At 69.9% G+C, this 23480-nt stretch carries 25 protein-coding genes, 2 tRNA genes and 1 pseudogene; 7 read left to right on the plus strand and 21 right to left on the minus strand.

The annotated features are described in order from the left end of the window. Position 1: 1 nt before the first annotated feature. The gene (locus tag EFK50_RS22140; RefSeq protein ID WP_183407729.1) at positions 2-154 is read left to right on the plus strand and encodes a hypothetical protein; all 153 of its coding nucleotides are present in this window, start codon (positions 2-4) and stop codon (positions 152-154) included. 4 nt (positions 155-158) lie between these two features. Here the strand turns inward: EFK50_RS22140 and EFK50_RS07945 are convergent, their stop codons facing one another. From EFK50_RS07945 to EFK50_RS07955, 3 genes are all read right to left on the minus strand, one after another. After that, the gene (locus EFK50_RS07945; protein ID WP_123227051.1) at positions 159-362 is read right to left on the minus strand and encodes a hypothetical protein; all 204 of its coding nucleotides are present in this window, start codon (positions 360-362) and stop codon (positions 159-161) included. Positions 363-741: 379 nt separating this feature from the next. Then, positions 742-3027 (minus strand): right-handed parallel beta-helix repeat-containing protein, encoded by a 2286-nt coding sequence (locus EFK50_RS07950; RefSeq protein ID WP_123227052.1) that lies wholly within the window; start codon positions 3025-3027, stop codon positions 742-744. A gap of 170 nt (positions 3028-3197) precedes the next feature. Then, positions 3198-4946, minus strand: a complete 1749-nt coding sequence (locus tag EFK50_RS07955) for a DEAD/DEAH box helicase (RefSeq protein WP_123227053.1) — start codon at positions 4944-4946, stop codon at positions 3198-3200. Between the two features lie 71 nt (positions 4947-5017). On the opposite strand from EFK50_RS07955, the gene EFK50_RS07960 reads away from it, so the two are divergent. Then, positions 5018-5761: a PIG-L deacetylase family protein gene (locus EFK50_RS07960; RefSeq protein ID WP_123227054.1), complete on the plus strand. Its 744-nt coding sequence runs from the start codon at positions 5018-5020 to the stop codon at positions 5759-5761. A gap of 26 nt (positions 5762-5787) precedes the next feature. Here the strand turns inward: EFK50_RS07960 and EFK50_RS07965 are convergent, their stop codons facing one another. Next, the gene (locus tag EFK50_RS07965; RefSeq protein ID WP_123227055.1) at positions 5788-6561 is read right to left on the minus strand and encodes a hypothetical protein; all 774 of its coding nucleotides are present in this window, start codon (positions 6559-6561) and stop codon (positions 5788-5790) included. A 135-nt stretch (positions 6562-6696) separates the two neighbouring features. Here EFK50_RS07965 and EFK50_RS07970 point away from each other — a divergent pair, with 135 nt between their 5' ends. Beyond that, complete coding sequence (locus tag EFK50_RS07970; RefSeq protein ID WP_123227056.1) at positions 6697-6873, plus strand: YegP family protein; 177 nt, start codon at positions 6697-6699, stop codon at positions 6871-6873. Positions 6874-6924: 51 nt separating this feature from the next. Here EFK50_RS07970 and EFK50_RS07975 read toward each other — a convergent pair. From EFK50_RS07975 to EFK50_RS22955, 4 genes and pseudogenes are all read right to left on the minus strand, one after another. Next, positions 6925-7000: transfer RNA gene (locus EFK50_RS07975), tRNA-Asn, on the minus strand. Positions 7001-7047: 47 nt separating this feature from the next. Further along, a complete protein-coding gene (locus EFK50_RS07980) occupies positions 7048-7563 on the minus strand; it encodes a hypothetical protein (protein WP_123227057.1) in 516 nt (171 codons plus the stop codon). Further along, positions 7560-10181 (minus strand): DNA primase, encoded by a 2622-nt coding sequence (dnaG, locus tag EFK50_RS07985; protein WP_425454378.1) that lies wholly within the window; start codon positions 10179-10181, stop codon positions 7560-7562. The genes EFK50_RS07980 and dnaG overlap by 4 nt, the downstream gene beginning before the upstream one ends. Further along, positions 10170-10355 (minus strand): annotated as a pseudogene (locus tag EFK50_RS22955) (CHC2 zinc finger domain-containing protein); the annotation flags it as partial. The gene dnaG and the pseudogene EFK50_RS22955, both read right to left, overlap by 12 nt. A gap of 49 nt (positions 10356-10404) precedes the next feature. Between EFK50_RS22955 and EFK50_RS07990 the strand changes: the two are divergent. The 4 genes from EFK50_RS07990 to EFK50_RS08005 all read left to right on the plus strand — a co-directional run bounded on the left by EFK50_RS07990 (position 10405) and on the right by EFK50_RS08005 (position 11638). Then, the gene (locus EFK50_RS07990; RefSeq protein WP_183407730.1) at positions 10405-10677 is read left to right on the plus strand and encodes a ribosomal L7/L12 family protein; all 273 of its coding nucleotides are present in this window, start codon (positions 10405-10407) and stop codon (positions 10675-10677) included. Then, positions 10674-11048, plus strand: coding sequence for a VOC family protein (locus EFK50_RS07995; protein WP_123227059.1), 375 nt, complete (start codon positions 10674-10676; stop codon positions 11046-11048). The genes EFK50_RS07990 and EFK50_RS07995 overlap by 4 nt, the downstream gene beginning before the upstream one ends. Positions 11049-11115: 67 nt before the next feature. Then, positions 11116-11364 carry a DUF3618 domain-containing protein gene (locus tag EFK50_RS08000; protein WP_123227060.1) on the plus strand — a complete coding sequence of 83 codons (249 nt, stop codon included), beginning with the start codon at positions 11116-11118 and terminating at the stop codon, positions 11362-11364. A 10-nt stretch (positions 11365-11374) separates the two neighbouring features. Next, complete coding sequence (locus EFK50_RS08005; RefSeq protein ID WP_123227061.1) at positions 11375-11638, plus strand: hypothetical protein; 264 nt, start codon at positions 11375-11377, stop codon at positions 11636-11638. Here the strand turns inward: EFK50_RS08005 and EFK50_RS08010 are convergent. The 13 genes from EFK50_RS08010 to aroH form a co-directional block, all read right to left on the minus strand. Further along, positions 11635-12882 (minus strand): deoxyguanosinetriphosphate triphosphohydrolase, encoded by a 1248-nt coding sequence (locus EFK50_RS08010; RefSeq protein WP_123227062.1) that lies wholly within the window; start codon positions 12880-12882, stop codon positions 11635-11637. The two genes, EFK50_RS08005 and EFK50_RS08010, sit on opposite strands and share 4 nt — an antisense overlap. A 103-nt stretch (positions 12883-12985) precedes the next feature. Continuing rightward, complete coding sequence (locus EFK50_RS08015; protein WP_123227063.1) at positions 12986-13594, minus strand: response regulator transcription factor; 609 nt, start codon at positions 13592-13594, stop codon at positions 12986-12988. Beyond that, entirely contained in the window at positions 13594-14712 is a 1119-nt protein-coding gene (locus tag EFK50_RS08020; protein ID WP_123227064.1) for a sensor histidine kinase, read from the minus strand. Before EFK50_RS08020 ends, EFK50_RS08015 begins: the two co-directional genes overlap by 1 nt. 20 nt (positions 14713-14732) lie before the next feature. Then, on the minus strand, positions 14733-15515 hold the full coding sequence (locus tag EFK50_RS08025) for an ABC transporter permease (protein ID WP_123227065.1): 783 nt from the start codon (positions 15513-15515) through the stop codon (positions 14733-14735). After that, a complete protein-coding gene (locus EFK50_RS08030) occupies positions 15512-16459 on the minus strand; it encodes an ABC transporter ATP-binding protein (protein WP_123227066.1) in 948 nt (315 codons plus the stop codon). The genes EFK50_RS08025 and EFK50_RS08030 overlap by 4 nt, the downstream gene beginning before the upstream one ends. Before the next feature lie 68 nt (positions 16460-16527). Next, complete coding sequence (locus tag EFK50_RS08035; protein ID WP_183407731.1) at positions 16528-17373, minus strand: class I SAM-dependent methyltransferase; 846 nt, start codon at positions 17371-17373, stop codon at positions 16528-16530. 308 nt (positions 17374-17681) lie between these two features. Beyond that, positions 17682-17755, minus strand: a tRNA-Pro gene (locus EFK50_RS08040). Positions 17756-17892: 137 nt separating this feature from the next. After that, positions 17893-19005 (minus strand): ScyD/ScyE family protein, encoded by a 1113-nt coding sequence (locus tag EFK50_RS08045; protein WP_123227068.1) that lies wholly within the window; start codon positions 19003-19005, stop codon positions 17893-17895. A 111-nt stretch (positions 19006-19116) separates the two neighbouring features. After that, positions 19117-20475, minus strand: a complete 1359-nt coding sequence (gene der, locus EFK50_RS08050; RefSeq protein WP_123227069.1) for a ribosome biogenesis GTPase Der — start codon at positions 20473-20475, stop codon at positions 19117-19119. Further along, positions 20472-21230, minus strand: a complete 759-nt coding sequence (locus EFK50_RS08055; RefSeq protein ID WP_123227070.1) for a lysophospholipid acyltransferase family protein — start codon at positions 21228-21230, stop codon at positions 20472-20474. The genes der and EFK50_RS08055 overlap by 4 nt, the downstream gene beginning before the upstream one ends. Continuing rightward, entirely contained in the window at positions 21227-21910 is a 684-nt protein-coding gene (cmk, locus tag EFK50_RS08060; RefSeq protein WP_123227071.1) for a (d)CMP kinase, read from the minus strand. Before cmk ends, EFK50_RS08055 begins: the two co-directional genes overlap by 4 nt. 96 nt (positions 21911-22006) lie before the next feature. Then, entirely contained in the window at positions 22007-23089 is a 1083-nt protein-coding gene (locus tag EFK50_RS08065) for a prephenate dehydrogenase (protein WP_123227072.1), read from the minus strand. After that, on the minus strand, positions 23082-23465 hold the full coding sequence (aroH, locus tag EFK50_RS08070; protein ID WP_123227179.1) for a chorismate mutase: 384 nt from the start codon (positions 23463-23465) through the stop codon (positions 23082-23084). Before aroH ends, EFK50_RS08065 begins: the two co-directional genes overlap by 8 nt. Positions 23466-23480: the final 15 nt, after the last annotated feature.

A 23480-nucleotide genomic window follows, 5' to 3' on the forward strand; every position in this document is an offset into this window, starting at 1 on the left:
CGTGATCCTGCACGCCGCCTCGCGACCAACCGACGACACCACCGCCGACGCCCACCACTGGACCCTCGAAGGCGACGACTACGACGCACTGCTCGCCGAAGCGAAGGCCAGTGTTCCCCAGGGCTGGGTGCTGCTGTACGTGCGACGGGAGTAGCGAGTCAGTCCTTGGCGATGCCGCGACGCCGGCCCATGGCGACTTCCCAGAGAGCCGAAAGCCCGAAGTACAAGAACCCGATGATCCCGGCCAGGATGACGTACGGGCCAACGCTGGTCGCGCTCAGAAGTGCACCAAGGATGATCACTGCAACTGAGACCAGCAGCCCGCGCGTCGACTGAACGAGCTCGCTCGGCTTGTTGGTCATGACGTGAGCGTGACAGGTCGGAGAGGCCCGCGTCTACCCATGTCCGTTTCGTGGGGCAAACATGGGGCAACGGTCTACACCAGGTGGCATTCCAAGACATCGCCGTTCGACTGTAAAACACCGCCTGACCTGCGCGTATGCCAGCCAGATAGCGTCTGAGAATGTGGGGCATCGGGGGACTGATTGGATTATGAGTCCTCTGCTCTAACCGACTGAGCTACCGCCCTTTGCGATGACCTCCGGGCGCCTCGACAGGCTCGACGTCCGGTTCGCACCGCCGTACGGGCCGAAGCCCAGAGCGCAGCCTACCGAGGTGCTGCGGCCCCACGCGCCTCGGCAGGCCCGACCAGTTCGGTCGAGCCTGCCGAGTCAGCTGCGATCAGGAGTTGGCTGCCGTGAAGGCTGCTGCCGCGCCGTACAGCTTGTAGAGCGCGAAGGCTCCGGCGTAGCTGGTGCTGCAGCGGCCGTCGAAGAGCGCGGCGGCCTGGGCGGGCTGGAGGGTGGCTCCGTAGCCGACCCGCTTGTCGCCGTCGACGGAGCCGGAGACGAAGTGCTCAAGACGGTTGACGAGCTCGGCCTTCTGGGCCGGGTTCGCCTTGCGCCACCAACCACAGGTGTAGAGGCTGAGCGGCTTGTTCGACTTCGGGGCCGGCGCTACCTTCGGCGGCGTCAGGGCCGAGACCAGGTCGTTGAGGATCGACAGGCCGGAGTACTGGCTCTTGTACGGCTTGCAGGTGCGCTTGCCGAGGCCCGCGGCGCAGAAGTCGGTGAAGACCTGCTTCTGGTTCGCCGTGGTCTCCGCCGCAGCGCTCGAGGCCGACGTACGGGCCGCGGCGGATCCGGGCTTGGCGGGCGTCTTCGACCAGCTGCAGATGGCGTCGGTACCACCGGGGTACTTGCCCAGCTGGAGGCCGGCGAGGCACGCGAGCAGCTCGACCTCACCGGTCAGGTTGCCCAGACCGATGCTGGTGTTCGGCTTGGTGCCGTTGCTGCAGTTGGGCAGCGATCCCGGGTTGCTGGTGACCTTCTTGCCCGGGGCGGCGGTGTTGCCCCAGAAGCAGTTGCCGGTGTTGCCCGGGAACGAGTCCCACCAGAAGTCGAGGCCGTTGGGCTTGACCGCGCCACTGGGCGCGACACCCATCTTGTTGCCGTACTGGTCGTTGCCGTACGACGTCGAGATGCCCGCGATCTTGCAGCCCGGGATCGGCGTCTTGGTGTCGCCGAGGATCGGACCGCAGACGGTGGCGTCCGGCACCGCGAACAGCATCGTGCCGCGACGCCAGTTGTCGAAGAACCGGTTGTTGCGGACGACGTTGTCGTTGCCGCCGGCCAACCAGAGACCGGTACCGACCGGCGCCGGGATGAACGGCGAGACGTCGGAGCCCGGCTTGTACGGGTTGAAGTTGTTGGAGTAGAAGTTGTTCTCCTCCACCACGTTGCCCGACTGCGGGAAGCCCGGGTGACCGGCCGCCGTGAAGACGTCGGTCGTGTAGCCGAGGGCGTTGTCGTAGAAGTTGTTCTGGATGATCCGGGTGCCGTGGCTGTTGGTGCCGGAGAAGCCGCTGGTGTTGTGGTGCGAGTCGCACCAGCGGATCGTCTGGCTGTAGCGCGCGGTCGGGTAGAACGAGACCTTCCGGTCGACCAGCGTCTGCGCGCCCGAACCCGGGTACAGGCCCGAGTCGCCGTTGCCGACGGCCTCGCAGTTCTGGATCAGGCCGTGGTCGCCGACGAAGGTCAGCACGCCGTACGCACCGGCGTAGTAGGTCTTGAACCGGTCGAGGACATAGCCGTCGGTCTCGACGACGTAGATGTCGTGCTCGCGGGCGTGCCGCACGGTCATGTTGCGCAGCACGAAACCGTCGGCGCGGTCGGCGAAGATGCCGACGTCCTTCTTGTGGCCGACCGCGGACGGGCCGCCGTTGCCCTTGCTCGCGTCGCCGGCCTCGATGATGACGTCGTCGGCGCTGACGCCCGATCCCTCGAGCTGGAAGTTGCAGCGGATGCACTTGCCCGGGTTCGGGATCCCGTGCCGGTCGACCAGCGGGGTCTTCGGGTCGCCGGCGATGCCCTTGCCTCGGTCACGGCCGATCACGGCGATCAGGTTCGCGTCGTTCGGGCACATGATCTGGTACTCGTGCGACAGGGCGCCGGGGTCACCGCCGTCGGACTTGGTGTGGTACTGCGCGCAGGACTTGTCGTACGTCGGCTTCGACCGCGAAGTGGGCTCGGTGTACAGGCCGGGCATCACGACGACACGGTCGTTGTTGCGCGAGGCCGTCACCGCGGCCTGGATCTGGTGGTAGCGGCACTGCTTGAACAGGGCCTTGTTGGTCTTGAGCAGTGCTCGGCCCGAGGCCGCGCTGAGCTTGCGGTGGTCCGTCGGGCGCACGTTGTAGCCCTTCGCCACCGCACGGTTGATCGCGCGCTTGACCAGGGTCACCGAGTTCGACTTGCAGACCACCCGGGTGTTGCCGACCGCCTTCTTGTCCAGCGCGGACCTCAGCGTGCGGATCTTCGGCACCGCTCCGCCCGCGCACGGGCTGACGCTGCAGTCCGCCGTGGGTACCGGCCAGTACGACGGCCTCTCGACGTGCGCCGAGGACACCTGGGGAAACACCAGGACGGCGGACAGTCCGATGGCGAGGGCAAGGAGGAAACGCCGCATGAACACTGTTCCTGTCACATCTGTGCACCGGGGTGCGTCGAGTCCCTCAACCCATCCCGAAACCTAGGTGGGGCAGGCAGACGTGTCAAACATTTCGGTTCTGGCGCGTCTCGCGGTTAGACCACTCGACCAAACCCGGCGATTTCGCTCACCGGGCGAACCCGCACGAACTACGCTTGGTCGCGCTTTTTGTGCCGCGGCTTCTTCGTCCCCGAGTACGACGACCCGCCGGTTGCGGTCCAGGTCTTGTTCGGGCTCCCGGTCGGACCGGTGTGACCGCGCTTGTGGCCGCGGTCGAACTTGTCCTGCTTGATGTTGATCAGCACCCCGGAGATCCGGGTCCCGCTCAGCTTGTCGAGGACCGCCGGGTCCATGTCCACGGGCAGCTCGACGATCGAGAACGCCGGCTTGATGTCGATCTTGCCGAAGTCCTCGCGCGAGAGTCCGCCCTCGTTGGCCAGGGCGCCGACGATCTGGCGCGGCTCGACGTGGTGCCGCTTGCCGACCTCGAGGCGGTAGCTCGCGAAACCGCGGCGCTCGCGACCCTTGCGCTCGCTGCTGCGTTCCTTGGTCGGCTGGCGCAGCGGCTCCGGCATGTCCTCGAGGAACAGCGGCTGGCCGTCCTGGGACAGCACCGCGATCGCGGCGGCGATGTCGAGGGCGGGCACGTCGTTGTTGCGCTCGTAGTCCTCGATCAGCTCGCGGAACAACCCGATCTGCGGGTCGCTCATCGCCTGCCCGATCGCGTCGTTGAACTTCGAGACCCGGAACGCGTTCACGTCGGAGACCGACGGCAGCCGCATCTCGGTGAGGGTGGTCTTGTTGGTCTTCTCGATCGCCCGGAGCAGGTGGTTCTCGCGCGGGGTCACGAACGAGATCGCCACGCCCGACCGGCCGGCCCGTCCGGTGCGACCGATCCGGTGCACGTAGGACTCGGTGTCGGTCGGGATGTCGTGGTTGATCACGTGGCTGATCCGCGGCACGTCGAGGCCCCGGGCCGCGACATCGGTGGCGACCAGGATGTCGAGCTTGCTCTTGCGCAGCTGCTCGACGGTCCGCTCGCGCTGCACCTGGGCGACGTCGCCGTTGATCGCCGCCGCCGAGAACCCCCGGGCGCGAAGCTTCTCCGCGACCTCCTCGGTGGCGTGCTTGGTGCGGACGAAGATGATCATCCCGTCGAAGTTCTCGACCTCGAGGATCCGGGTGAGCGCGTCGACCTTGTTGTGGTGCGCGACCTTCAGGAACCGCTGCTCGACGTTCGCCGCCGTGGTCGAGGTGGACTTGACCTTGATCTCGGTGGCGTCCGGGGCGTGCCGCTTGACGATCCGCTTGATCTGCGACGGCATCGTCGCCGAGAACAGCGCCACCTGCTTGTCGTCCGGGGTGCCCGAGAGGATCGACTCGACGTCCTCGGCGAACCCCATGTTGAGCATCTCGTCGGCCTCGTCGAGGACCACGAAGCGCAGCTCGGACAGGTCGAGGGTGCCCTTCTCGATGTGGTCCATCACCCGGCCCGGGGTGCCGACCACGACGTGGACCCCGCGGCGCAGGGCGGAGAGCTGGACGCCGTACCCCTGGCCGCCGTACACGGGCAGCACGTGCAGGCCGCGGATGCCGCTGGCGTACTTCTCGAACGCCTCCGAGACCTGGAGCGCGAGCTCACGGGTCGGGGCGAGGACGAGGACCTGCGGGGTCTTCTGGCTCAGGTCGATGCGGGACAGGATCGGCAGCGCGAACGCGGCCGTCTTGCCGGTGCCGGTCTGGGCGAGACCGACGACGTGGCCACCGTCCAGCAGCGGCGGGATCGCCTCGGCCTGGATCGGCGAGGGGGTCTCGTAGCCGACGTCCTTGATGGCCTTGAGCACCTTGGGGTCAAGACCGAGGTCGTCGAATGTCACAGAATCTGTTGTCTCGGTCACCGATCAAGGGTAGTGGTGCCGCGGCCCCACACCTATTCCTCAAGGCCCCGGATGACAGTACTTTCGGACACATGGACACCCCTGAACCGCTGGAGACGCTCGACGAGACCTGGGAACGAGCGCTCTGCATCGTCGCCCACCCCGACGACATGGAGTTCGGAGCCGCCGCGGCGGTCGCCCGGTGGACCGGCCAGGGCAAGTGGGTCGGCTACACGATGGTGACCAGCGGCGAGGCCGGCATCGACGGTCTCGCCCCCGACGAGTGCCGGGCGGTGCGCGAGCAGGAGCAGATCGACTCGGCCCGGATCGTCGGCGTCGAGACGGTCGACTTCCTCGGGCTCCCCGACGGCATCCTCGAGTACGGCGTGGAGCTGCGCCGGGTGCTGGCCGCCGAGGTACGCCGGCACCGCCCCGACATCGTGATCACCGGCAACTACCGCGACACCTGGGGCGGGCAGAACCTCAACCAGGCCGACCACATCGCCGTCGGCAAGGCCGTCCTCGACGCGGTCCGTGACGCCGGGAACCGCTGGATCTTCCCGGAGCAGATCACCGACGAGCTCCAGCCCTGGGGCGGTGTCCAGCAGGTCTGGGCCTTCGGCTCCCCCGCCTCCACCCACGCGGTCGACACCACCGCCACCTTCGACGCCGGGGTCGAGTCGCTCAAGGCGCACGCCGCCTACATCGACGGCCTCGGCTGGGAGAACTGGGATCCCCGCGAGTTCCTCGAGGGGATGGCACGCGCGACCGGCGGCCGGGTCGGAGTGACCTTCGCGGCGCCGTTCGAGGTGATCCCGATGGGCTGGGGCGACTAGCGCCTGCCGACAGGCTTGTTCGAGCGTCAGCGGATCCGCAGCGTCGCGGACTCGACGTCGCCGGCGCCCCGCACCGAGTACTCCAGCGATCCCGGCGCAGCCTTCGAGCCGAGGAACAGCAAGGTCACGTAGGCGTCCGAGTTCGCGGCCAGTCGGTTCGGGCCGACCCGCTCGACCGCCTTGATCTTCGGCTCACCTTCCTGCTCGAACAGGGCCGTTGCGTTGCCGAGCGTGATCGGGCTGTCGCCGCTGGTCACCCGCAGGTTCACCGCGTAGGTGCCGCCCGACGAGCTGCGGCTCAGGAACTCCACCGTGCCGAGGTCGCCCAGCGGTTCCGGCTTGCGCTTGCCGAGCACGGTCACCTTGTCGATCGCCGCTCCGCCGACGGTGAAGCTGTTGAGCTTGCCGTCCGCGAGGATCAGCGCCGAGTACTCCACGCACTCCCCGCCGGCGCCGCAGACCTTGTAGCCGCCCGGGATCTCGGTGAGCCGATCCGGCGCGCGCTCCTTGCCGACCCCGGCGTACGCCGTCGAGGAGTTCGCCAGGTGCGTCAGGTAGGCCGCCGCGGACGAGTCCGGCGCCGCGAACTCGAGGGCGTCGGACTGGGTGTCGGCGTCGTTGCTGACGACCGCCTCGAAGTAGCGCTGCGCGACGTTCGCGTTCTCCGCGGGATCCGAGCCCGGACGCACCGTCGAGTTGTCGTCGTTCTTCGACGGCTGGTCGGAGCCGCTGCACCCGGCGAGGGTGCTGACGGCGAGGGTCACCGAGGCGGCGATCAGGACGATTCGGCGTGCAGGCATGGGGACGGTTCTACCGGAGTCCCCCGACCGGCGCGGACTATTTCCCGGATAGGCCGAGGAGCGCAACCCCTGGTCAGGCGTCCCCGGCAGTCCTAACGTGGGCCCATCTGGACATCCACCTCAGGAGGCACCGCCATGGCAGGGAAGTTCGAGGTCTACGAGGACAAGGCAGGGAAGTACCGGTTCCGGCTCAAGGCCGGCAACGGGGAGGTCGTCGCCTCCGGCGAGGCGTACGAGACCAAGGCCGGCGCGAAGGCAGGCTGCGAGGCCGTGCAGCGGGCCGCGGACGGCGCGTCGATCGTCGAGGTCTGAGCCACTCCAGGAATGACGAAGGCCCGCATCGCATGGATGCGGGCCTTCGGCTGGCTCCCCCGGTTGGACTCGAACCAACAACCCTCCGATTAACAGTCGAATGCTCTGCCAATTGAGCTACAGGGGATCGCGCCCGCAAAGATTAGCAAGGCCTCGGGCGAGGTTGCCAATCGGCTACTCCCCGACGTCGGCCCGGGCCCGGAGCAGCGCGTCCGCAGCGGCCGCGACGACCTCCGGATCCTCCGGATCGATCCCGGCGTCGTACTCGTGCATCCAGGAGATCGGGCCGCCGTCCGGGGCCCGCCGACCGATCACCTTGAAGCCTGCCTTCTCGGTCACCAGGTACCCCCGCTGGAGCACCACGCTCGCGGTGACCCGCTCCCGGACCAGCTGGAGCAGCAGCGCGGGGCTGTCCAGGGTGAACACGTACGACGCCCGCGACTGCCCGAACCGGCCGACCTCGCTGACCTTGAGCGTGGAGTCGTCCTGTGACCAGTCGGCCGCCTGGATCTGCTCCCACGCGAGTCGAACCGTCGGCTGACCCGGATCGACCACGACGAACGCGAGCCGGGTGCCGAGCAGCCAGCGGTCGCCGTCCTGGGCGAAGGCGAGCACCTTTTCGCCGCGGCGCAGCTCGGCTGCCTCGCGGACCAGCTCGGGTGCCTTCTCGGCGCCGCTGAACCAGCTCACTGCTGGTCCATCGAGAGCTCGCGGAGCGTACGCCGGTGCTGCTCCAGGGCGACCAGCTCACCGAACATCCGGTTGTACTCCACCTGCTCCTCGATCGGGTTCGTGCGCTGCAGCTTCGACTTCACGTCGGCGATCCGGCGCGAGGCCGTCAGCTCCCGCAACCGGTGCACGTGATGCGCCGCGTACGCCGCGTCCGGCTCCTTGCTCGACGGGATCGCCTCCACGCTCAACGCGCTCAGCAGCGACTGGACCCGCTCGTCCACGGTGTTGGCCTGCAGCCGCGACGCCCACAGCGCATCGGCCGCGCCCACTCCCCCGACCACGGTGACCACCGCCCAGACCGCCCGGTACGCCGGGTGGGTGAAGTCGTCGCTGCTGACCTCCGTCACCGCCGGGGCGATCAGGTCCGGGTGCTGGATCACCAGCTTCAAGGTCTCCCGCTCCAAGGCGATCCGCGAGTCGCGCGGATCCGGCAGGTCGGTGGCGACCTGGACCGGGGCTCCGCTGGGCTCGGCCTGCTGCGCCCGGTTGGCGGCGCGCCGTACCTCTCGCTGGACGTCGTTGGGGTCGATCCCGATCATCCCGGCGAGCTCGCGCGAGAACGCGTCCACCTTGGACCGGTCCCGGATCGCGGTGACCAGCTTGGCGGCCTCGCGCAGCGCGTCGACCCGGCCGTCGGCCCGGTCGAGGTCGTAGCGGCCGACCACGTTGCCGAGCACGAACCGGTAGAGCGGCACCCGCTGGGCGACCAGGTCGCGCACCGCAGCGTCGCCCTCCTGCAGCCGGAGGTCGCAGGGGTCCAACCCTGACTTCTCGATCGCGACGTAGGTCTGACCGGCGAAGTTCTGGTCGCCCTCGAACGCCCGCAGGGCCGCCTTCTGGCCGGCCTCGTCGCCGTCGAAGGTGAAGATCACCTCGCCGCGGAAGTCGTCGTGGTCCATCAGCAGCCGGCGGATCACCCGGCTGTGGTCGTCGCCGAACGCGGTGCCGCAGGTGGCGACGGCTGTCTTCACCCCGGCCAGGTGGCAGGCCATCACGTCGGTGTAGCCCTCGACGATGACAGCCTGGCTGGACTTGGCGATCTCCCGGCGGGCCAGGTCGATCCCGTAGAGCACATGGCTCTTCTTGTAGATCGGGGTCTCGGACGTGTTCAGGTACTTCGCGGCGATCCGGTCGTCCTCGAAGATCCGGCGCGCGCCGAACCCGACGACATCGCCGCTGGCGTCCCGGATCGGCCACATCAGCCGCCCCCGGAACCGGTCGTAGAGGCCCCGGTTGTTGTCCCCGGCAAGACCGCTGGTGACCAGCTCGTCGTCCTTGAAGCCGAGCGCGCGCAGGTGCTTGGTCAGCTCCTCTCCGCCGCGGGGTGAGAACCCGACCCCGAAGTGCTCGGCCGCGTCCTTGTCGAAGCCGCGGGTGCTCAGGAACTGACGCGCCTCCATGGCGTCCGGCGTGGCCAGGTTCTCCGCGTAGTACGCGGCGGCGAGCTTGTGCGCCTCCACCAACCGGGGTCGCTGCGGGCCGCCGGAATTGCGCGCCGGGCCCGGACCGTCCTCGTAGCGCAGCGGCACGCCGACCTTCTCGGCCAGCCGCTCGACCGTCTCCGTGAACGAGAGTCCGTCCATCTCCATCACGAACTTGATGACGTCGCCGCCGACCCCGCAACCGAAGCAGTTTCCGGTCAGGATGTTGTCAGCGAGCGTGAACGCATGACCGTCTTCGACCTCTGCGCAGAAGACCTCTTCAACGCGATCCGTCGTCTCGACCGATTGGACGACCCAGCCGAGACGCGCGAACTTCTTCTCGTTCTCCTGGAATCGACGCCGGTGCTCGTCGAGGAGGAAGAACTCATCAGTCACATCGGAATTGACGAGATGGACGCGGAACAAGTCCGTTTCGACACCGTGAATTCCCAAGCGGCGTTGCGAGGTGATCCCGTACGTCGCAATTCCCAGTCGTGTGCAGAGCAGACGAACGAACTCGAGGTTCTCCCGTGTGGCCGAGTTCAGGATCAGGGTTCCGTCAGCCGCAACACACCCGTCAGCAGCGAAGTACCCGGCAAGCCAGCCGTAGAGATACGGGTTGGACTCCTCCAGGCTCGGCAGGTCCTTGAAGAACCGCGGCAGGTGGTGCACGAGCAGGTTGTCACCCGAAGCGCTGGTCACGCTGTTGGGGAACCACTTGAGCATCGCCTCGTCCTTGGGCGGGCAGATGAGGGCCACCGAACCGCTCGCGTTTCGCGTGCCGTCTCCGTAGGTGAACCCGTGAGCGATCCCGAACGGCGAGGGAGTTGTCCGCCTGATCCCACTCCGCGGAAAGGTGTGCGCCAATCGATGACCAGGCTTCAGGTCCTTGGTGAGGACCTCGCGTCGGGGTGCACTCGTGCTGTCACTGCGGACGAACCACCGGTGCTCGTCGGTCGCGAAGATCTCCTTGACCTGACGATTCCGGGTCAGCGTGAGTTTCAGGAGCGGCTGGATTCCGTAGGACTTGAACGGCGCGTCTATCCAGGTGGCGTGCGCCCCCAGAATTCGGTGGGTTCCGCCTGCGAGCTCCCGGATCGGACGCACGCCGTCCCAAGTCATCACCTCGGTCTCACCGGCCAGGCAGTGGTACATGCCGCGCGCGGGCGTCACGTTGAAGCTCGGCGACTTCTCGTCGTGGAAGGGACAGAGACCCTTCATGTTGCCGCCGCCGGCGTTGCGGAGGGTGACGTAGGCGCCGATCACGTCGTCGATGCGTGCCTTTTCGCGCACCGTCGCGATGTCTTCGTCTTTGATGCGGCCGGCCACGCGATCGATCCTACTGTTCAGCACCCACTGCCGGTTCTACAGTCGAGACATGGACGATGTCGACGTACGGCTCGCGGTGCACGACCTCCAGCAGCGGGTTGCCGCGCTGGAAGCCCAGATCGCGGCGTTCACCGGGATGCCGGTCCCGACTCCCTCGGTGCCCTCGGCACCTCCTGGCGGCCCGGAGACGGATCCCGAGGTGCTGGAGATGCTGCGCTCCGGCAACGAGATCGGCGCGATCAAGGCTTGGCGTGAGCGAACCGGGCTGGGGCTCGCCGAGGCGAAGTTCGCCGTCGACCAGGCCCGGGCCAAGCTCACGTGACGACGGTCAGGGAGGTCCAGGTCACCTTCGACTGCGCGGATCCCGAGCGCGTCGCCCGCTTCTGGTGCGAGGTGCTCGGGTACGTCCTCCCACCCGACTTCGCCGCGGCCTGCGTGGATCCGACGGGCGTGGGTCCGCGGCTGTACTTCCAGCGCGTCCCCGAGGGGAAGGTCGTCAAGAACCGGGTGCACCTCGACGTCCGGGTCGGCACCGGACTGGTGGGCCCCGAACGGGTGGCGGTGCTGGAGGCCGAGTGCGCGCGCCTGGTCGCCCTCGGTGCGGTCCGCCTGCAGCTGTTGGAGGCCGACGAGGAGAACGAGTCCTGCCTGCTGATGCAGGACGTCGAGGGCAACGAGTTCTGCCTCGACTGAGCACCCCGATGTGTACGACGCACCAGAACGGGTAGGGGACGGGTAACGACCAGGAAGGGAGTCGCCCGTGAACACCACGACCACAGGTCTCGGAGCCCAGATCGCCGAGCAACGTGATCGGCTGACCGAGACCGTCAGCGCGCTCACCGACAAGCTAGACGCCCAGGAGATCGCCGGGACGCTCAAGGAGCACGCCAGCGCCGGCGCCGAGGACCTCCGAGACACCGCGAACGACGCCAAGGGCCGCAAGGGCCTGATCGTCGGCGCCGTCGCCGCGCTGATCGGGCTGATCCTGATCCGCCGCCTTCTCGGCTGAGGAGGTCCGGATGATCAGGAAGGCGATCGCGCTGACCTCGTTCGCCGCCGGCTACGTGCTCGGGGCGCACGCCGGGCGAGAACGCTACGAGCAGATCCGCGCTCTCGTGCTCGGGATCAAGAACGACCCGCACGTCCAGCAGCTCGCCGGGGAGGCTGCCGGGTTCGCGAAGCAGCAGGGCTCGGCGCTTGCCGACAAGGTGACGCCCGGCGACCACACCGCCACCGCTGCGTTCGAAGCGATGACGAACCCGTTCCAGCGCGCAACACCCTAGGAGGAACGGCAGAGCCGCTGGTGCCAGGTGACGGCGCTGGCGTCGGTGAGCGACGCGATCTGGTCGACCACCACGCGGATCCGGGCGGCATCGTCGGCCGCCGCCGCGTAGTCCTCGTGGAGGCTGGGGTCGAGGTCTGCCCCCTCCGAGGCGACCAGCGCCGCGAACAGCTCTTCGATCAGCGTGCGCTGGCGCTCCATCACGGCCCGGCGTTCGGGTGAGCGCATGACGTAGTGCGCCGCGATCCCCTTGAGGACCGCGATCTCGTCACCGGTCTTCTCCGGCACGACCAGGCTCGCCGCGTAGCGCGCGAGCGGCTCCTCGCCGTACCGGGCGCGGGTGGCCGTGTGCACGCTGCCGCAGAAGACGCCGATCAGGTCGCTGGTCAGGTTCTTCAGCTGGGAGAGCGCCGCCCGGGTCCCGTCGTAGCCACGATCCGACCAGGTCCCCACGGCGCGCACCCGTGCGAGCGCGGCGGCGAGCCGGTCATCGCCGGCATCGGGCAGGTACCAGTCGCGCACCGTCTCCCAGACCCCGGTGAGCTCGCTGCGCGACTCCAGGACCGCCAGATCGATGTGCCCGCCGACGATCCCGTCCTCGAGGTCGTGCACGGAGTAGGCCACGTCGTCGGCGAAGTCCATCACCTCGGCCTCCAGGCAGCGGCGACCTTCGGGCGCGTCCTGGCGCATCCATCCGAACACCGGCTGGTCGTCGGCGTAGGCACCGAACTTGCCCCCGCCGGCGGGGCGCGGCCACGGGTACTTGGTGCACGCGTCCAGCGTCGCCCGGGTCAGGTTGAGCCCGATCGAACGCCCGTTGGCATCGACCGACTTGGCCTCCAGCCGGGTCAGGATCCGCAACGTCTGAGCGTTCCCCTCGAACCCGCCGCACTCCGCGGCCAGCCGGTCCAGGACCTGCTCGCCGTTGTGGCCGAACGGCGGGTGCCCCAGGTCGTGGGCGAGGGCGGCCGTCTCGGCCAGATCGGGGTGGCAGCCGAGCGGGTGCGCGAGGTCGCGGGCGACCTGGGCCACCTCCAGGCTGTGGGTCAGCCGGTTGCGGACGAAGTCGTCGGCCTGGGGTCCGAGCACCTGGGTCTTGGCGGCCAGCCGGCGCAACGAGGCCGAGTGCACCACCCGGGCCCGGTCGCGCTCAAACGGGGTGCGCACCGGGGCGGGAACGCGCTTCGCCGGTTCCTCGACGAGTCGGGCGCGCGCGGCGTCGTCGTACAGGTCGTCCCAGATCACGAGTCGAGGCTATCGAGTACCCGAGCTTGCTCGAGGTCGAGTGGCCGAGAACTCGTTGACGAGCGAAGCGAGGATCACGAGTCGAGGCTATCGAGTGCTGCCGTCACAACCAGCCGTTCTCGGTCGCGATCAGCACCGCCTCAGCCCGGTTGCCGGCGCCGGTCTTGCCGATCGCGGCCGACAGGTGGTTGCGGACGGTCCCCTCGGAGAGGAACAGTTTGCCGGCGATCGCGGCGACCGACGAGCCGTCCTGCGCCGCCTGCAGCACCTCGGTCTCGCGAGCCGTCAGTGGCGACTCCCCCGCGATCAGGCTGTCGGTGGCCAGGGCCGGGTCCACCACGCGCAGACCCGCGTGCACCCGCCGTACGGCGTCCGCGAGCTCGGCCGCCGGGGTGTCCTTGACGACGAAGCCGGAGACGCCGGCCTGCAGCGACCGGCGGAGGAATCCCGGTCGGCCGAACGTGGTGACGATCAGCACCTGCACCTCGGGGCACCGCTCGCGCACCAGCGCCGCGGCCGCGATCCCGTCCAGCCCGGGCATCTCCACGTCGAGCAGGGCCACGTCCGGACGGTGCTCCAGTACGGCGGCCAGCACCTCGTCCCCGCGACCGACCTCGGCCACCACCTCGAGGTCGGGCTCCAGCGCGAGCAGGGCCGAGAGGGCCCCGCGGACCAGCGCCTGGTCGTCGGCGAGCAGGATCCGGATCGTCATCAAGGCACCGCCACGCTGAGCGAGAAGCCGGGGTCCAGCGCCTTGGTCACGACCACGCCGTCGTGGGCGGCCGCCCGCTCGCGCAGGCCGGTCAGCCCGTTGCCGGGGGCGGACGTCCCGGGACCCACGCCGTCGTCGGCGACCTCGACGCTGGTCGGGGTCAGCCGGACCGTGCAGGTGCGGGCGCGGCTGTGCCGGATCACGTTGGTGACCCCTTCGCGGATCGTCCACGCGAAGAGCTCGCGGACCGACGAGGGCACGTCCTCCGTCGAATTCGGCAGGTCCGCCTCGATCTCGGCGGCCTGGAGCGCCGTCCGCGCCCGGGCTACCTCACCGGGCAGGGTCAGCTCGCGGTACCCCTCCACCGCTCGCCGTACGTCGGCCAGCGCGTCCCGGGAGAGCCGCTCCAGGTCGGCGACCTCCGCCTTCGCCCGGTCCAGGTCGACGCCGATCAGCTTCTGGGCCAGCTCGGCCTTCACAGTGATCACGGTCAGCGAGTGGCCGAGGATGTCGTGCAGGTCGCGGGCGAACCGGTTGCGTTCCTCGTCGAGCGCCAGCCGGGCGTTCTCCTCGCGGACGGCCAGCACCTCGGTGCTGCGGTTGATCGCCTGCGAGATCCCCCAGATCGCCAGGCCCGCAGCCAGGATCCCGAACAGGATGCCGCGGTCCTGGTGCCAGCCGTCCACCACCAGCGTCGCCGCATAGGTCGTGGCCGCGATCAGCACCGTGACCAGCCAGGCCCACCCGCTCGTCAGGCAGATCATGCTGGTGACCGCGAGGTAGACCGCGGTCGCGGTCCCGGACTGGCCGACGGCCGCGCAGATCACCGCCCCGAGGACGACCTCGACCGCGAGCGCGAGGATGCCGACGGCCGGGTTCGGCGAGATCCGGAAGGGCGCGCCCTCCGGCCGGTTCAGCCGGAGCATCAGGAACGCGGCCGCGTAGACGCCGGCGAAGGCGACGGTGGCGACGATCCCGACCCAGCCGCTGACCGTGTCGCGCTGCTCCCAGCCGGCCTCCAGCGGGTTGAGCAGGTAGAAGAGCCAGACCAGCGCCATCACCGCACCCCACCGACGCGGACCTCCCGGGGAGTCCACGTCGATGCGGTTCGATGTCATGGTCGTCACGGTAGTGGCGCTCAGACCCGCGCGGTGTCCTTGCTCATCCGCCACGCCGCTCCGCCGACGAAGACGACCAGCCAGAAGAGCAGGTTGAGCACCCAGACCAGGTGCGGCGCGCCGCCGTACAGGGGCCAGCGGGCAAGGTAGGCCAGGCCGTAGATGGGGGTGCACGCGGAGATGTGGCCCAGCACCGTGCCCGGCTCGATCGGGAACCACAACCCGCCGAGGGCGGCCAGGCCGGCGAGGACCGGTCCGAGCACCTGCATCACGTTCTCGCTCGGCAGCAGGTAGCCCATGAAGAGGCCGAAGGCGCTGAACACGATCGACCCGAGCCAGGCGATCAGGCCGGCGGCGATCCAGACGTGGGTGGGCATCTCGGCCTTGCCGTTGATCACGCCGACGACGTTCACCGCCAGCACCGAGGCGAGTCCCAGGAGCAACGAGACCAGTGCCTTCGTGAGGATGTAGGCGACCGGCGAGAGCGGGGTCAGCCGGAGCTGCCGGGACCAGCCCAGGGCGCGCTCGTTGGCCACCATCGCGCCGCCGCTGGTCGCCGCCAGCACGGCACCGTACGCCGCCATGCTGATCAGGATGTACGCCGAGACGTTGCCCGAGCCCTCCCGGTCGTTGGCGTAGGACGCGTTGGACCCGATGATCAGGTAGAGCAGCACCGGCATGATCAGCGTGAAGATGATCGTGCGCCGGTTGCGCAGCAGCCGCCGCAGCTCGATGGTCAGCACGGTGACGTTGAATCCGCCCAGCGGCGGCACCCTCCGGGCCGTGGGGTCGAGAACGCTCACTGGTCTCCTCCTTCGGCGTGGTCGCCGGTCAGGTTGATGAAGGCCTCCTCGAGGCCCTTCGCGGTGATCTCGAGGTCGCGGGCGTCGGTCTCGTTCAGCAGGTAGCGGGCCACCGCGTCGCTGTCCTTGGTGTGCACGAGCACGCTGTCGCCGCGGACCTCGACGCCGTCGACGCCGGCCAGGGCGGCCAGCGCCTCGGTGTCCGCCGCGGCCAGGGTCGCCCGGACGGTGCGTCCGGAGGCGAGGGCCTTGATCTCCGAGCCGGTGCCGTCGGCCACGATCCGTCCGTGGCTGACCAGCACGATCCGGTCGGCGTACTGGTCGGCCTCCTCGAGGTAGTGCGTCGCGAACAGGACGGTGCGGCCCCGCTCGGCGTCGGTCCGGATCGACGACCAGAACGCCCGCCGGCCCTCGACATCCATCCCGGTGGTGGGTTCGTCGAGCAGCAGCAGCGCCGGGTCGGAGAGCAGCGCCATCGCGAACCGGAGCCGCTGCTGCTCTCCCCCGGAGCACTTCTGCACCAACCGGTCGGCGATCCCCGTGATGCCGGCGTTGGCCAGCACCTCCTCGACCGGGCGGGTGTCGGCGAAGAGGCTGGCGGTGTACTCGACGGTCTCGCGGACGGTCAGGTCCTTGAGCAGTCCCCCGGTCTGCATCACCGCCGAGACCAGTCCCCGGGCGATCGCCTCGCGCGGCTCCAGGCCGAGGACCCGGACCTCGCCGGTCGTGGGCGCGGAGAGGCCCAGGATCATGTCGATGGTGGTGGTCTTGCCGGCTCCGTTCGGGCCCAGGAAGGCCACCACTTCGCCGGGTCGGATCGTCAGGTCGATCCCGCGGACCGCGTGCACGGCCCCGAAGTCCTTGGTCACCCCGGTGAGGCTCACCGCGGCGAGGGTGCCCGCGTCTCCACCGGATCCGAGATGCTCGGGTGCAGAAGTTGTCATGCGTCCAGCGTGGCCCGGTCCGGACGTCCGTGCCTCGCCCAGGAGTCACGTCTCCGGCATGACATTTGTCAGGAGCGGTGGGCGACGGCCCTGGCCCGACGGACGGCACTACGGATCTTGCGGCGTGCCAACCTGGGCATTCCCCGAAGCGTCGTCAATTCGCGAGCCTCGGCAAGCTCGCGCTCCAGCCGGGCGATCTTGTTCGCGGTGCGACGTTTCCGCTTCGCCTCAGCAGCAGCCGCTGCCCGTGCCGTGCGGCCGGCTGCCCTGGAGCGCGCCGATCCTTGGACGTAGACGTCGACGACCGTGCCGAAGAACTCGACGTCGACCTTTCCCAGCAGGTCCGGGAGGGACTCGCGCAGGGCCTCCCGGTACTTGTCCGCCACGGCTGCTGACGGTGCCAGGAACAGCTTGTTGGCGCCGTACGCGAACGGAACCAGGCCCGGCGACCCTGCCAGGTAGTCGGCGAGGCCGGTCACGACGCCCAGCCAGTGCGCGTTGATCGCGTCGTCGAGGATGACCACACCGTCCGGGACGACAGCGGCCTCGGCGAGCCGGAGGTCGTGCGCCGTGATCGCCGCGGTGTGGCCGCCGTCGATCGAGAACACCCGGACGTCGCCGAAGGTCTCTCGGGCCGTCTCGGGGTGGTGCTCCAAGCTCGATGCCTGGACGATCTTGATGTCCAGCCCCTGGGCCCACGTCGCGACGTTGCTCTCGAAGATGGCCCGGTTGCCTCGACCGGAGCTGTCGAGGTTCTTGTCCTGGTCGTCGAACACGTCGAGCGCGATCGCCGTCTCGCCGTCGCGTACCCCGTTGGCGAACATCAGGAACGACTTGCCGTAGTGGACGCCGATCTCGGCGATGTTGCCCTCGACGTTCCAGTCGACCTGGCGCAGCAGCACTTGCTCGATCATTTCGGCGCACTCGTCCAGGAACCACCCCCCGACTGCATCTCGTCCGTTCTGTCGGTAATTCGCCAGGCGGTCAGCGATGGAGGGCAGCGGCATCAGGAGACCTTCGGCGCAGTGATCGGACAATCCGTCAGGCGACGTTACCAAGGCTGGTCGCCCCAAGTCTCAGCCCGCCGTGCGACACGCTTTGTCGGTTTGGTCCTGAATGCGCCGCAGACCGTTCGGGCACCCGGGGTCGGGGCGCCTGCCCCGTGAACCCAGAGACCGGCTCTGACTTCGCGTTTCCGCGGATCAGAGCCGGTCTCGTTGAGTCGGGCTGACAGGATTTGAACCTGCGACCCCTTGACCCCCAGTCAAGTGCGCTACCAAGCTGCGCCACAGCCCGAAATGCTCGGTTGAACGAGCGTGGGAACCTTATCGCAGGCTCCCCCGGCGGGCCGAATCGGGGCCGGAGCGCCCGCACCCTTCACCGGGTCGCTGCCCCGGCCCGCGATCCGGGCCAGGGCAGCGCTCCTGATCAACTCAGCCCCGCGAGAACGGGAACCGGACCAGCGAGCCCTTCGGGACGTCGCCCGGCTGGCCGGAGAGGCCGGTCAGCACGTTGGTGGTCGCGAAGATCCCGCGGCGGGTCCACTCGACGTCGCCCGGCATCGACACCTGCGCGAAGGTGTAGCCCTTCGAGGCGCCGGCCGGGATCCGGACGATCCGGCCGCCGAACAGCTCCGCGACGAACACGTTCCCGCTGGGGCTGACCGCCAGCCCGGTGGCGCTGACCAGGCCGCCGGCGACCTTGCCCACCTTCCCGGTGCGGGGGTTGACCTTGTACACCGAGGCCGCCGCGCCGAGACTGCCGTCCTCCGGTCCGCCCGGCAGGGTGGAGACGTAGAGGATGCCGCCCGGGCCGACCTCGACGTCGGTCGGGACCGACTCGAAGTGGTAGGTCCGACCGACGGCGCACGCCGGCATCTTCGCCATCTCGGCGAACTCCGCACTGACCTTCAGCGGAGCCGGCGGCAGGACCGCGACGGTCCGGATCCGGCCCGACTTGCCGACCGCGAGCACCGCGTTCGCCGCGGCGTCGGCGACGTACGTCGTCCCGCCGGCGGCCTGGGCGGTCGCGTACGGGTGCGACTCGACGATCCCGCGGTAGGAGGCCGGCGGCCCCTCCGGGAACTGGGCGGCGCACTCGGCGTCGATCCCGCGGAACCCGTAGGTGATCCCGCGGTCCGGGTTGCGCTTGGTCTCGTAGGCACCCAGGTCCGCCACCTTGCGGGCCTTGCCGTTGCGCCCGAGCTCCATCAGCTGGGCCAGCTTCTGGTCCTTGCTCAGCGCGAATCGGACCTTGCCGCGGCGCTCGGAGACGGCACCGACCTCGACCCCCGGCTTGGCGCGGTAGACGACGCGCGGCTTCGTCCCCGGCTTCTGGCGCTTGAGGACACCGGCGAAGTTCTCGGAGAAGTACCGGGTGCCGTTCGGCGCCACCGCGACGCTCAGCGGGCTGAACAATCCGGCAGCGGTGGTGACCGGGGCTTCCGCGCGGGCAGCGGACGCGGACACGGGTCCGGCAGCCGTCAGGCAGGCGCCGGCGAGGGCGATCACGCCGAGGGCGGCAGGAAGGGTCGTGGTGCGGGACATCGAGGTGCCTTTCGTGGCTCTGGAGAACTGGTCACCAGAGCCTGGCCCGCCCGACGTCCCGGTCGCACGGGCCCGGGGTCCCGACTTTCCGGGATCAGGTCCGGGCGCCGCTCAGCGCTTGCGCTTCTCCCGCGGCCGGACCTGGATCTCGATCGGCGTACCGACGAAGCCGAACTCCTCGCGGAGCCGCCGTTCGATGTACCGCTCGTAGCCGGCGTCGAGCTTGCCCGAGGTGAACAGCGCGAACGTCGGCGGCGACGTCTGCGCCTGGGTGCCGAACAGGATCCGGGGCTGCTTGCCGCCGCGGACCGGGTGCGGGTGCTCGGCGACCAGCCGGCCCAGGAACGAGTTCAGCGCACCGGTGGTGATCCGGGTCTCCCAGCCGGCCAGCGCCGCGTCGAGCGCCGGGATCAGCCGGTCGATGTGCCAGCCGGTGCGCGCGGTGATGTTGATCCGCGGTGCCCACTGCACCTGCACCAGCTCGCGCTCGTACTCGCGCTCCAGGTAGTAGCGACGCTCGTCGTCGACCAGGTCCCACTTGTTGAAGCAGATCACCAGCGCGCGGCCGGATTCCCGGACCGTCTGGATGATCCGCATGTCCTGCTCGGAGATCGACTGGCTGCCGTCGATGACGAGCACGGCCACCTCGGCGCGCTCCATCGCGGTCGCGGTCCGCAGCGACGCGTAGTACTCGTGGCCGGAAGCGGTCTTCACGCGCTTGCGGATGCCCGCGGTGTCGATGAACTTCCAGGTCCGCCCGCCGAGCTCGACCAGCTCGTCGACCGGGTCCACCGTGGTACCGGACGCGTCGTCGACGACGACCCGCTCCTCCCCCGCCAGCTTGTTCAGCAGCGAGGACTTGCCCACGTTCGGCCGGCCGATGATCGCGATCCGGCGCGGTCCGCCGAGCTCGTGGCCGATCGTCTCCTCCGGCGTCTCCGGGAGGGCCGCCAGGACCGCGTCGAGCATGTCGCCGGAGCCGCGTCCGTGCAGCGCGGAGACCGGGAACGGCTCCCCGAGCCCGAGGTTCCAGAGCGCGAACGCCTCGGCCTCGGTGCGCTGGTCGTCGACCTTGTTGGCCGCCAGCACCACCGGGCGGCCGCTCTTGCGGAGCACCTTCACGACGGCCTCGTCGGTGTCGGTGATCCCGACCGTGGCGTCGACCACGAACAGGACCGCGTCCGCCAGCCCGACGGCCACCTCGGCCTGGGCGGAGATCCGCTCGGCCAGGCCTTCGGCATCCGGGTCCCAGCCGCCGGTGTCGACGACCGTGAAGGCGCGACCGTTCCAGTTGGCGTCGTAGGAGACCCGGTCGCGGGTCACTCCGGGCTTGTCCTCGACGACCGCCTCGCGGCGGCCGATGATCCGGTTGACCAGCGTCGACTTCCCGACGTTGGGACGTCCGACCACCGCCAGGATCGGGGTGCGGATGTCGTTCGAGCCCTCGTCGGGCTCTGTCTGCTCAGTCACTTCTCGTCCTTGCTCGTGACAGCGCCCGAGGCCTCGGGCGCTGGGTCCGGGATAGGTCCCGGGAGGTCGATCCCGGTGGCCTGGACGGCCTCCCGGGTGGTGGCGATGATCGCCTGGCGGATCGTCTCGGTCAGCGCGCGCACGTCGGCCCGCAGCCGCGGCCAGTCCTGCTGGGCGACCGGGATCGGTTCGCCGTAGCTGACCACCAGCCGGGATCCGGCCGGCGGAAAGGTCGCGTCCGTCCCGGGCAGCCGGGTCCCCAGGAACGCCATCGGTACGACGGGAGCACCGGCCACCAGCGCCAGGTAAGCGGCACCGCCGGCCGCGGAGACCATCTCGCCGGCGCCACGGGTGCTCTCCGGGAACAACCCGGCCACCCCGCCGTCGCGCAGCACCCGCAGCGCCGACCGCAGCGCCCGCGGGTCCGGGGCGTCCCGGTTCACCGAGATCTGGCCGGCACCGGTCAGGAACGCGCCCAGCGGGCCGGAGAAGAGCTCCTCCTTGGTCAGCGCGTGGACGGGGCGCGGGCCGACGATCGCCATCATCGGTCCGTCCAGGAAGCCGATGTGGTTCGCCGCCACCACCACCGGGCCCGTGGCGGGCACCCGGTCGGCGTTCCGGACCTCGACGTCCCAGCGCTTCCTGATCACGGCCGCGAACGCCGGACGCAAGCCGTGCAGCATCAGCCGCGACGGGTGCCGTACGTCCGTGGTCCGCGGCAGCGCCTGGTGCCCTTCGCGAACCCCGGCAGTCATGATCCGACCGATTCCCGCTCGACGATGGCGACCACCCGGTCGATCACCTCGTCCAGTCCGTACGGCGTGGTGTCCAGGTGGACGGCCCCGTCCGGAACCACCAGCGGCGCGGTCGTCCGGGAGGAGTCGATCGCGTCCCGACGCAGCAGGTCGGCCTCGGTGGCCGCCGCTGATCCGCTTCCGTTCTCCGCCGTACGACGGGCCGCCCGGGCCGCGGCGTCCGCGGTCAGGTAGAGCTTGACGGCCGCATCGGGCCAGACCACCGATCCGATGTCGCGCCCCTCGACGACGATCCCGGTACCGGCCGCGAGCGCGTCCGCGATGATCGAGCGCTGCAGCTCCAGCAGCCGGGTGCGCACCGCCGGAACGGTCGCGACCGGGCTCACCGCGGCGGTCACCTCGGCCGAGCGGATCGGGTCGGCGACGTCGTCGCCGTCGACGGTGATCGTCGGGGCCGCCGGATCGGTGCCGGAGACGAGGACCGGGGTCTCCGCCTGGGCCGCGACAGCCGCAGGGTCGTGGATGTCGACGTCGTGCCGGAGCATCCACAGCGTGATCGCGCGGAACTGGGCGCCGGTGTCGAGGTAGCGCAGACCGAGTCTCCGGGCGACGCCGCGGGAGGTGCTGGACTTGCCGGATCCGGACGGTCCGTCCATCGCCACGACAACACTGCTGCTCATCGATCCTGCTCCTCGGTTGGTGCCCCTCGTTCACGCTCGTTCACCATGTATCGCCACCCCGACGGAGTCACGCACGGCATCGCGCCGCTGGGTATCTTACCGGTGAGCGGTCCAGTTTCTCGATTCGAGCGCGGCCCGCAGCCGCTCGGCCGCCGCCGCCTCGACCTGCAGCTCGACCAGACCGGCCGGACGGCCCGGGTCGTGATCGATGCGCAGATCCTCGACGTTGACCCCGATCTCGCCGACGTCGGCGAAGAGCCGGGCCAGTTCGCCGGGGTGGTCGGGCACCAGCACGAAGACCGGGCCCGTCTCCAGGGCGACCCCGCCGTGCTTGCCGGGGATGATCTGGGTGCCGGCCACGCCGCGGGCGAGGATCTCGGCCAGGTCGTCGGCCGCCGGTGCGTCCACCGCCGCGATCAACGCGTCCAGGTGCTCGCGGACGCCGCGGAGCAGCTCGGCCACGGTGACGCCGTTCGCCCGGATGATCTGGCCGTAGAGGTCCGGGTCCCCGCCGGCCACCCGGGTGACGTCGCGCACACCCTGGCCGGAGAGCGACAGGTGCTCGGGAAGTGCCTCGGTGAGCTGGCCGGCGGCGAGCACCGCCAGCAGGTGCGGCAGGTGCGACGTACGGGCGACGGCGAGGTCGTGCTCGACCGGCGAGAGCCGGACCGCCGCGGCGCCGCAGAGCGCGATCAGGTCCTCGACCAGCGCGACCGCCTCCGGGTCGGCGTGCACGTGCGGCGTGACCGCCCACGGACGGCCGTCGAAGAGGGCCGCGCTCGCGGCGAGCGGTCCGGAACGCTCGCTCCCCGCCATCGGGTGGCTGCCGACGTACCGGGAGAGCACGGTGTCGTCCACCTGGTCGGAGACCTGCTCGAGCGGCTGGGCCTTGACGCTGCCGATGTCGGTCACCATCGCGCCGGTCTCCAGCGCGCCGACGACGACCTCGGCGATGTGCACCGGCGGTACGGCGACCACGACCAGCTGGGCGACCCCGTCGGCCGGCGCCGCCTCGCCTGCGCCGAGGCTGATCGCCGTCCGGACGTGCTCCGGGTTCGCGTCGCTGAGCCAAACGGTGATCCCCTGGCGGCGCGCCGCCAGGCCGATCGAGGTGCCGAGCAGTCCGGCGCCGATCACGTGGATCGGCCCGGTCAGGGTGCGAGCCGCCGGCTCACTCATCCGGCATCGACCGGACCTTGGTCAGGTCCGAGCGCAGCGCGGCGGCGCCGTGCAGGTAGACGTGGGTGATCTCGGCCCGGGCGCGGTCCGTCTCGACGTGCGCCATCATCCGGACCACCCGCGGCATCGAGCCGTCGATCTCCAGCTCGCGGGCGCAGATCAGCGGCACCTCGCCGAACCCGAGGCTCCGGGCGGCGTACGCCGGGAACTCGGCGACCAGGTCGGAGGTGGCGGTGAAGATGACCGAGATGAAGTCGTCGACCTCGAGCTGGTTGGCCGCCATCACCTCGGTGACCATCTCGGCGACCCGCTCGAGCATCTGCTCGCGGGTGTCGTCGGTCAGCTGGGTGGCCCCGCGCACGGCGCGAACGGACACGGGTGCCTCCTCGGC

It is taken from the genome of Nocardioides marmoriginsengisoli, from assembly GCF_003725695.1.
Taxonomy (GTDB): Bacteria; Actinomycetota; Actinomycetes; order Propionibacteriales; family Nocardioidaceae; genus Marmoricola; species Marmoricola marmoriginsengisoli.

Excerpts from the sequence above, each read along its gene's own strand:
- EFK50_RS07990 (WP_183407730.1), top strand. The coding sequence starts at position 10,405 with ATGGACGATGTCGACGTACGGCTCGCGGTGCACGACCTCCAGCAGCGG.
- EFK50_RS08035 (WP_183407731.1), bottom strand. The coding sequence starts at position 17,373 with ATGATCGAGCAAGTGCTGCTGCGCCAGGTCGACTGGAACGTCGAGGGC.
- EFK50_RS08015 (WP_123227063.1), bottom strand. The coding sequence starts at position 13,594 with ATGACGATCCGGATCCTGCTCGCCGACGACCAGGCGCTGGTCCGCGGG.
- EFK50_RS08005 (WP_123227061.1), top strand. The coding sequence starts at position 11,375 with ATGATCAGGAAGGCGATCGCGCTGACCTCGTTCGCCGCCGGCTACGTG.
- cmk (WP_123227071.1), bottom strand. The coding sequence starts at position 21,910 with ATGAGCAGCAGTGTTGTCGTGGCGATGGACGGACCGTCCGGATCCGGC.
- EFK50_RS07965 (WP_123227055.1), bottom strand. The coding sequence starts at position 6,561 with ATGCCTGCACGCCGAATCGTCCTGATCGCCGCCTCGGTGACCCTCGCC.
- EFK50_RS07960 (WP_123227054.1), top strand. The coding sequence starts at position 5,018 with ATGGACACCCCTGAACCGCTGGAGACGCTCGACGAGACCTGGGAACGA.
- EFK50_RS08030 (WP_123227066.1), bottom strand. The coding sequence starts at position 16,459 with ATGACAACTTCTGCACCCGAGCATCTCGGATCCGGTGGAGACGCGGGC.
- EFK50_RS08020 (WP_123227064.1), bottom strand. The coding sequence starts at position 14,712 with ATGACATCGAACCGCATCGACGTGGACTCCCCGGGAGGTCCGCGTCGG.
- EFK50_RS08055 (WP_123227070.1), bottom strand. The coding sequence starts at position 21,230 with ATGACTGCCGGGGTTCGCGAAGGGCACCAGGCGCTGCCGCGGACCACG.
- EFK50_RS07950 (WP_123227052.1), bottom strand. The coding sequence starts at position 3,027 with ATGCGGCGTTTCCTCCTTGCCCTCGCCATCGGACTGTCCGCCGTCCTG.
- EFK50_RS08045 (WP_123227068.1), bottom strand. The coding sequence starts at position 19,005 with ATGTCCCGCACCACGACCCTTCCTGCCGCCCTCGGCGTGATCGCCCTC.
- EFK50_RS07970 (WP_123227056.1), top strand. The coding sequence starts at position 6,697 with ATGGCAGGGAAGTTCGAGGTCTACGAGGACAAGGCAGGGAAGTACCGG.
- EFK50_RS08065 (WP_123227072.1), bottom strand. The coding sequence starts at position 23,089 with ATGAGTGAGCCGGCGGCTCGCACCCTGACCGGGCCGATCCACGTGATC.
- EFK50_RS07945 (WP_123227051.1), bottom strand. The coding sequence starts at position 362 with ATGACCAACAAGCCGAGCGAGCTCGTTCAGTCGACGCGCGGGCTGCTG.
- dnaG (WP_425454378.1), bottom strand. The coding sequence starts at position 10,181 with ATGTACCACTGCCTGGCCGGTGAGACCGAGGTGATGACTTGGGACGGC.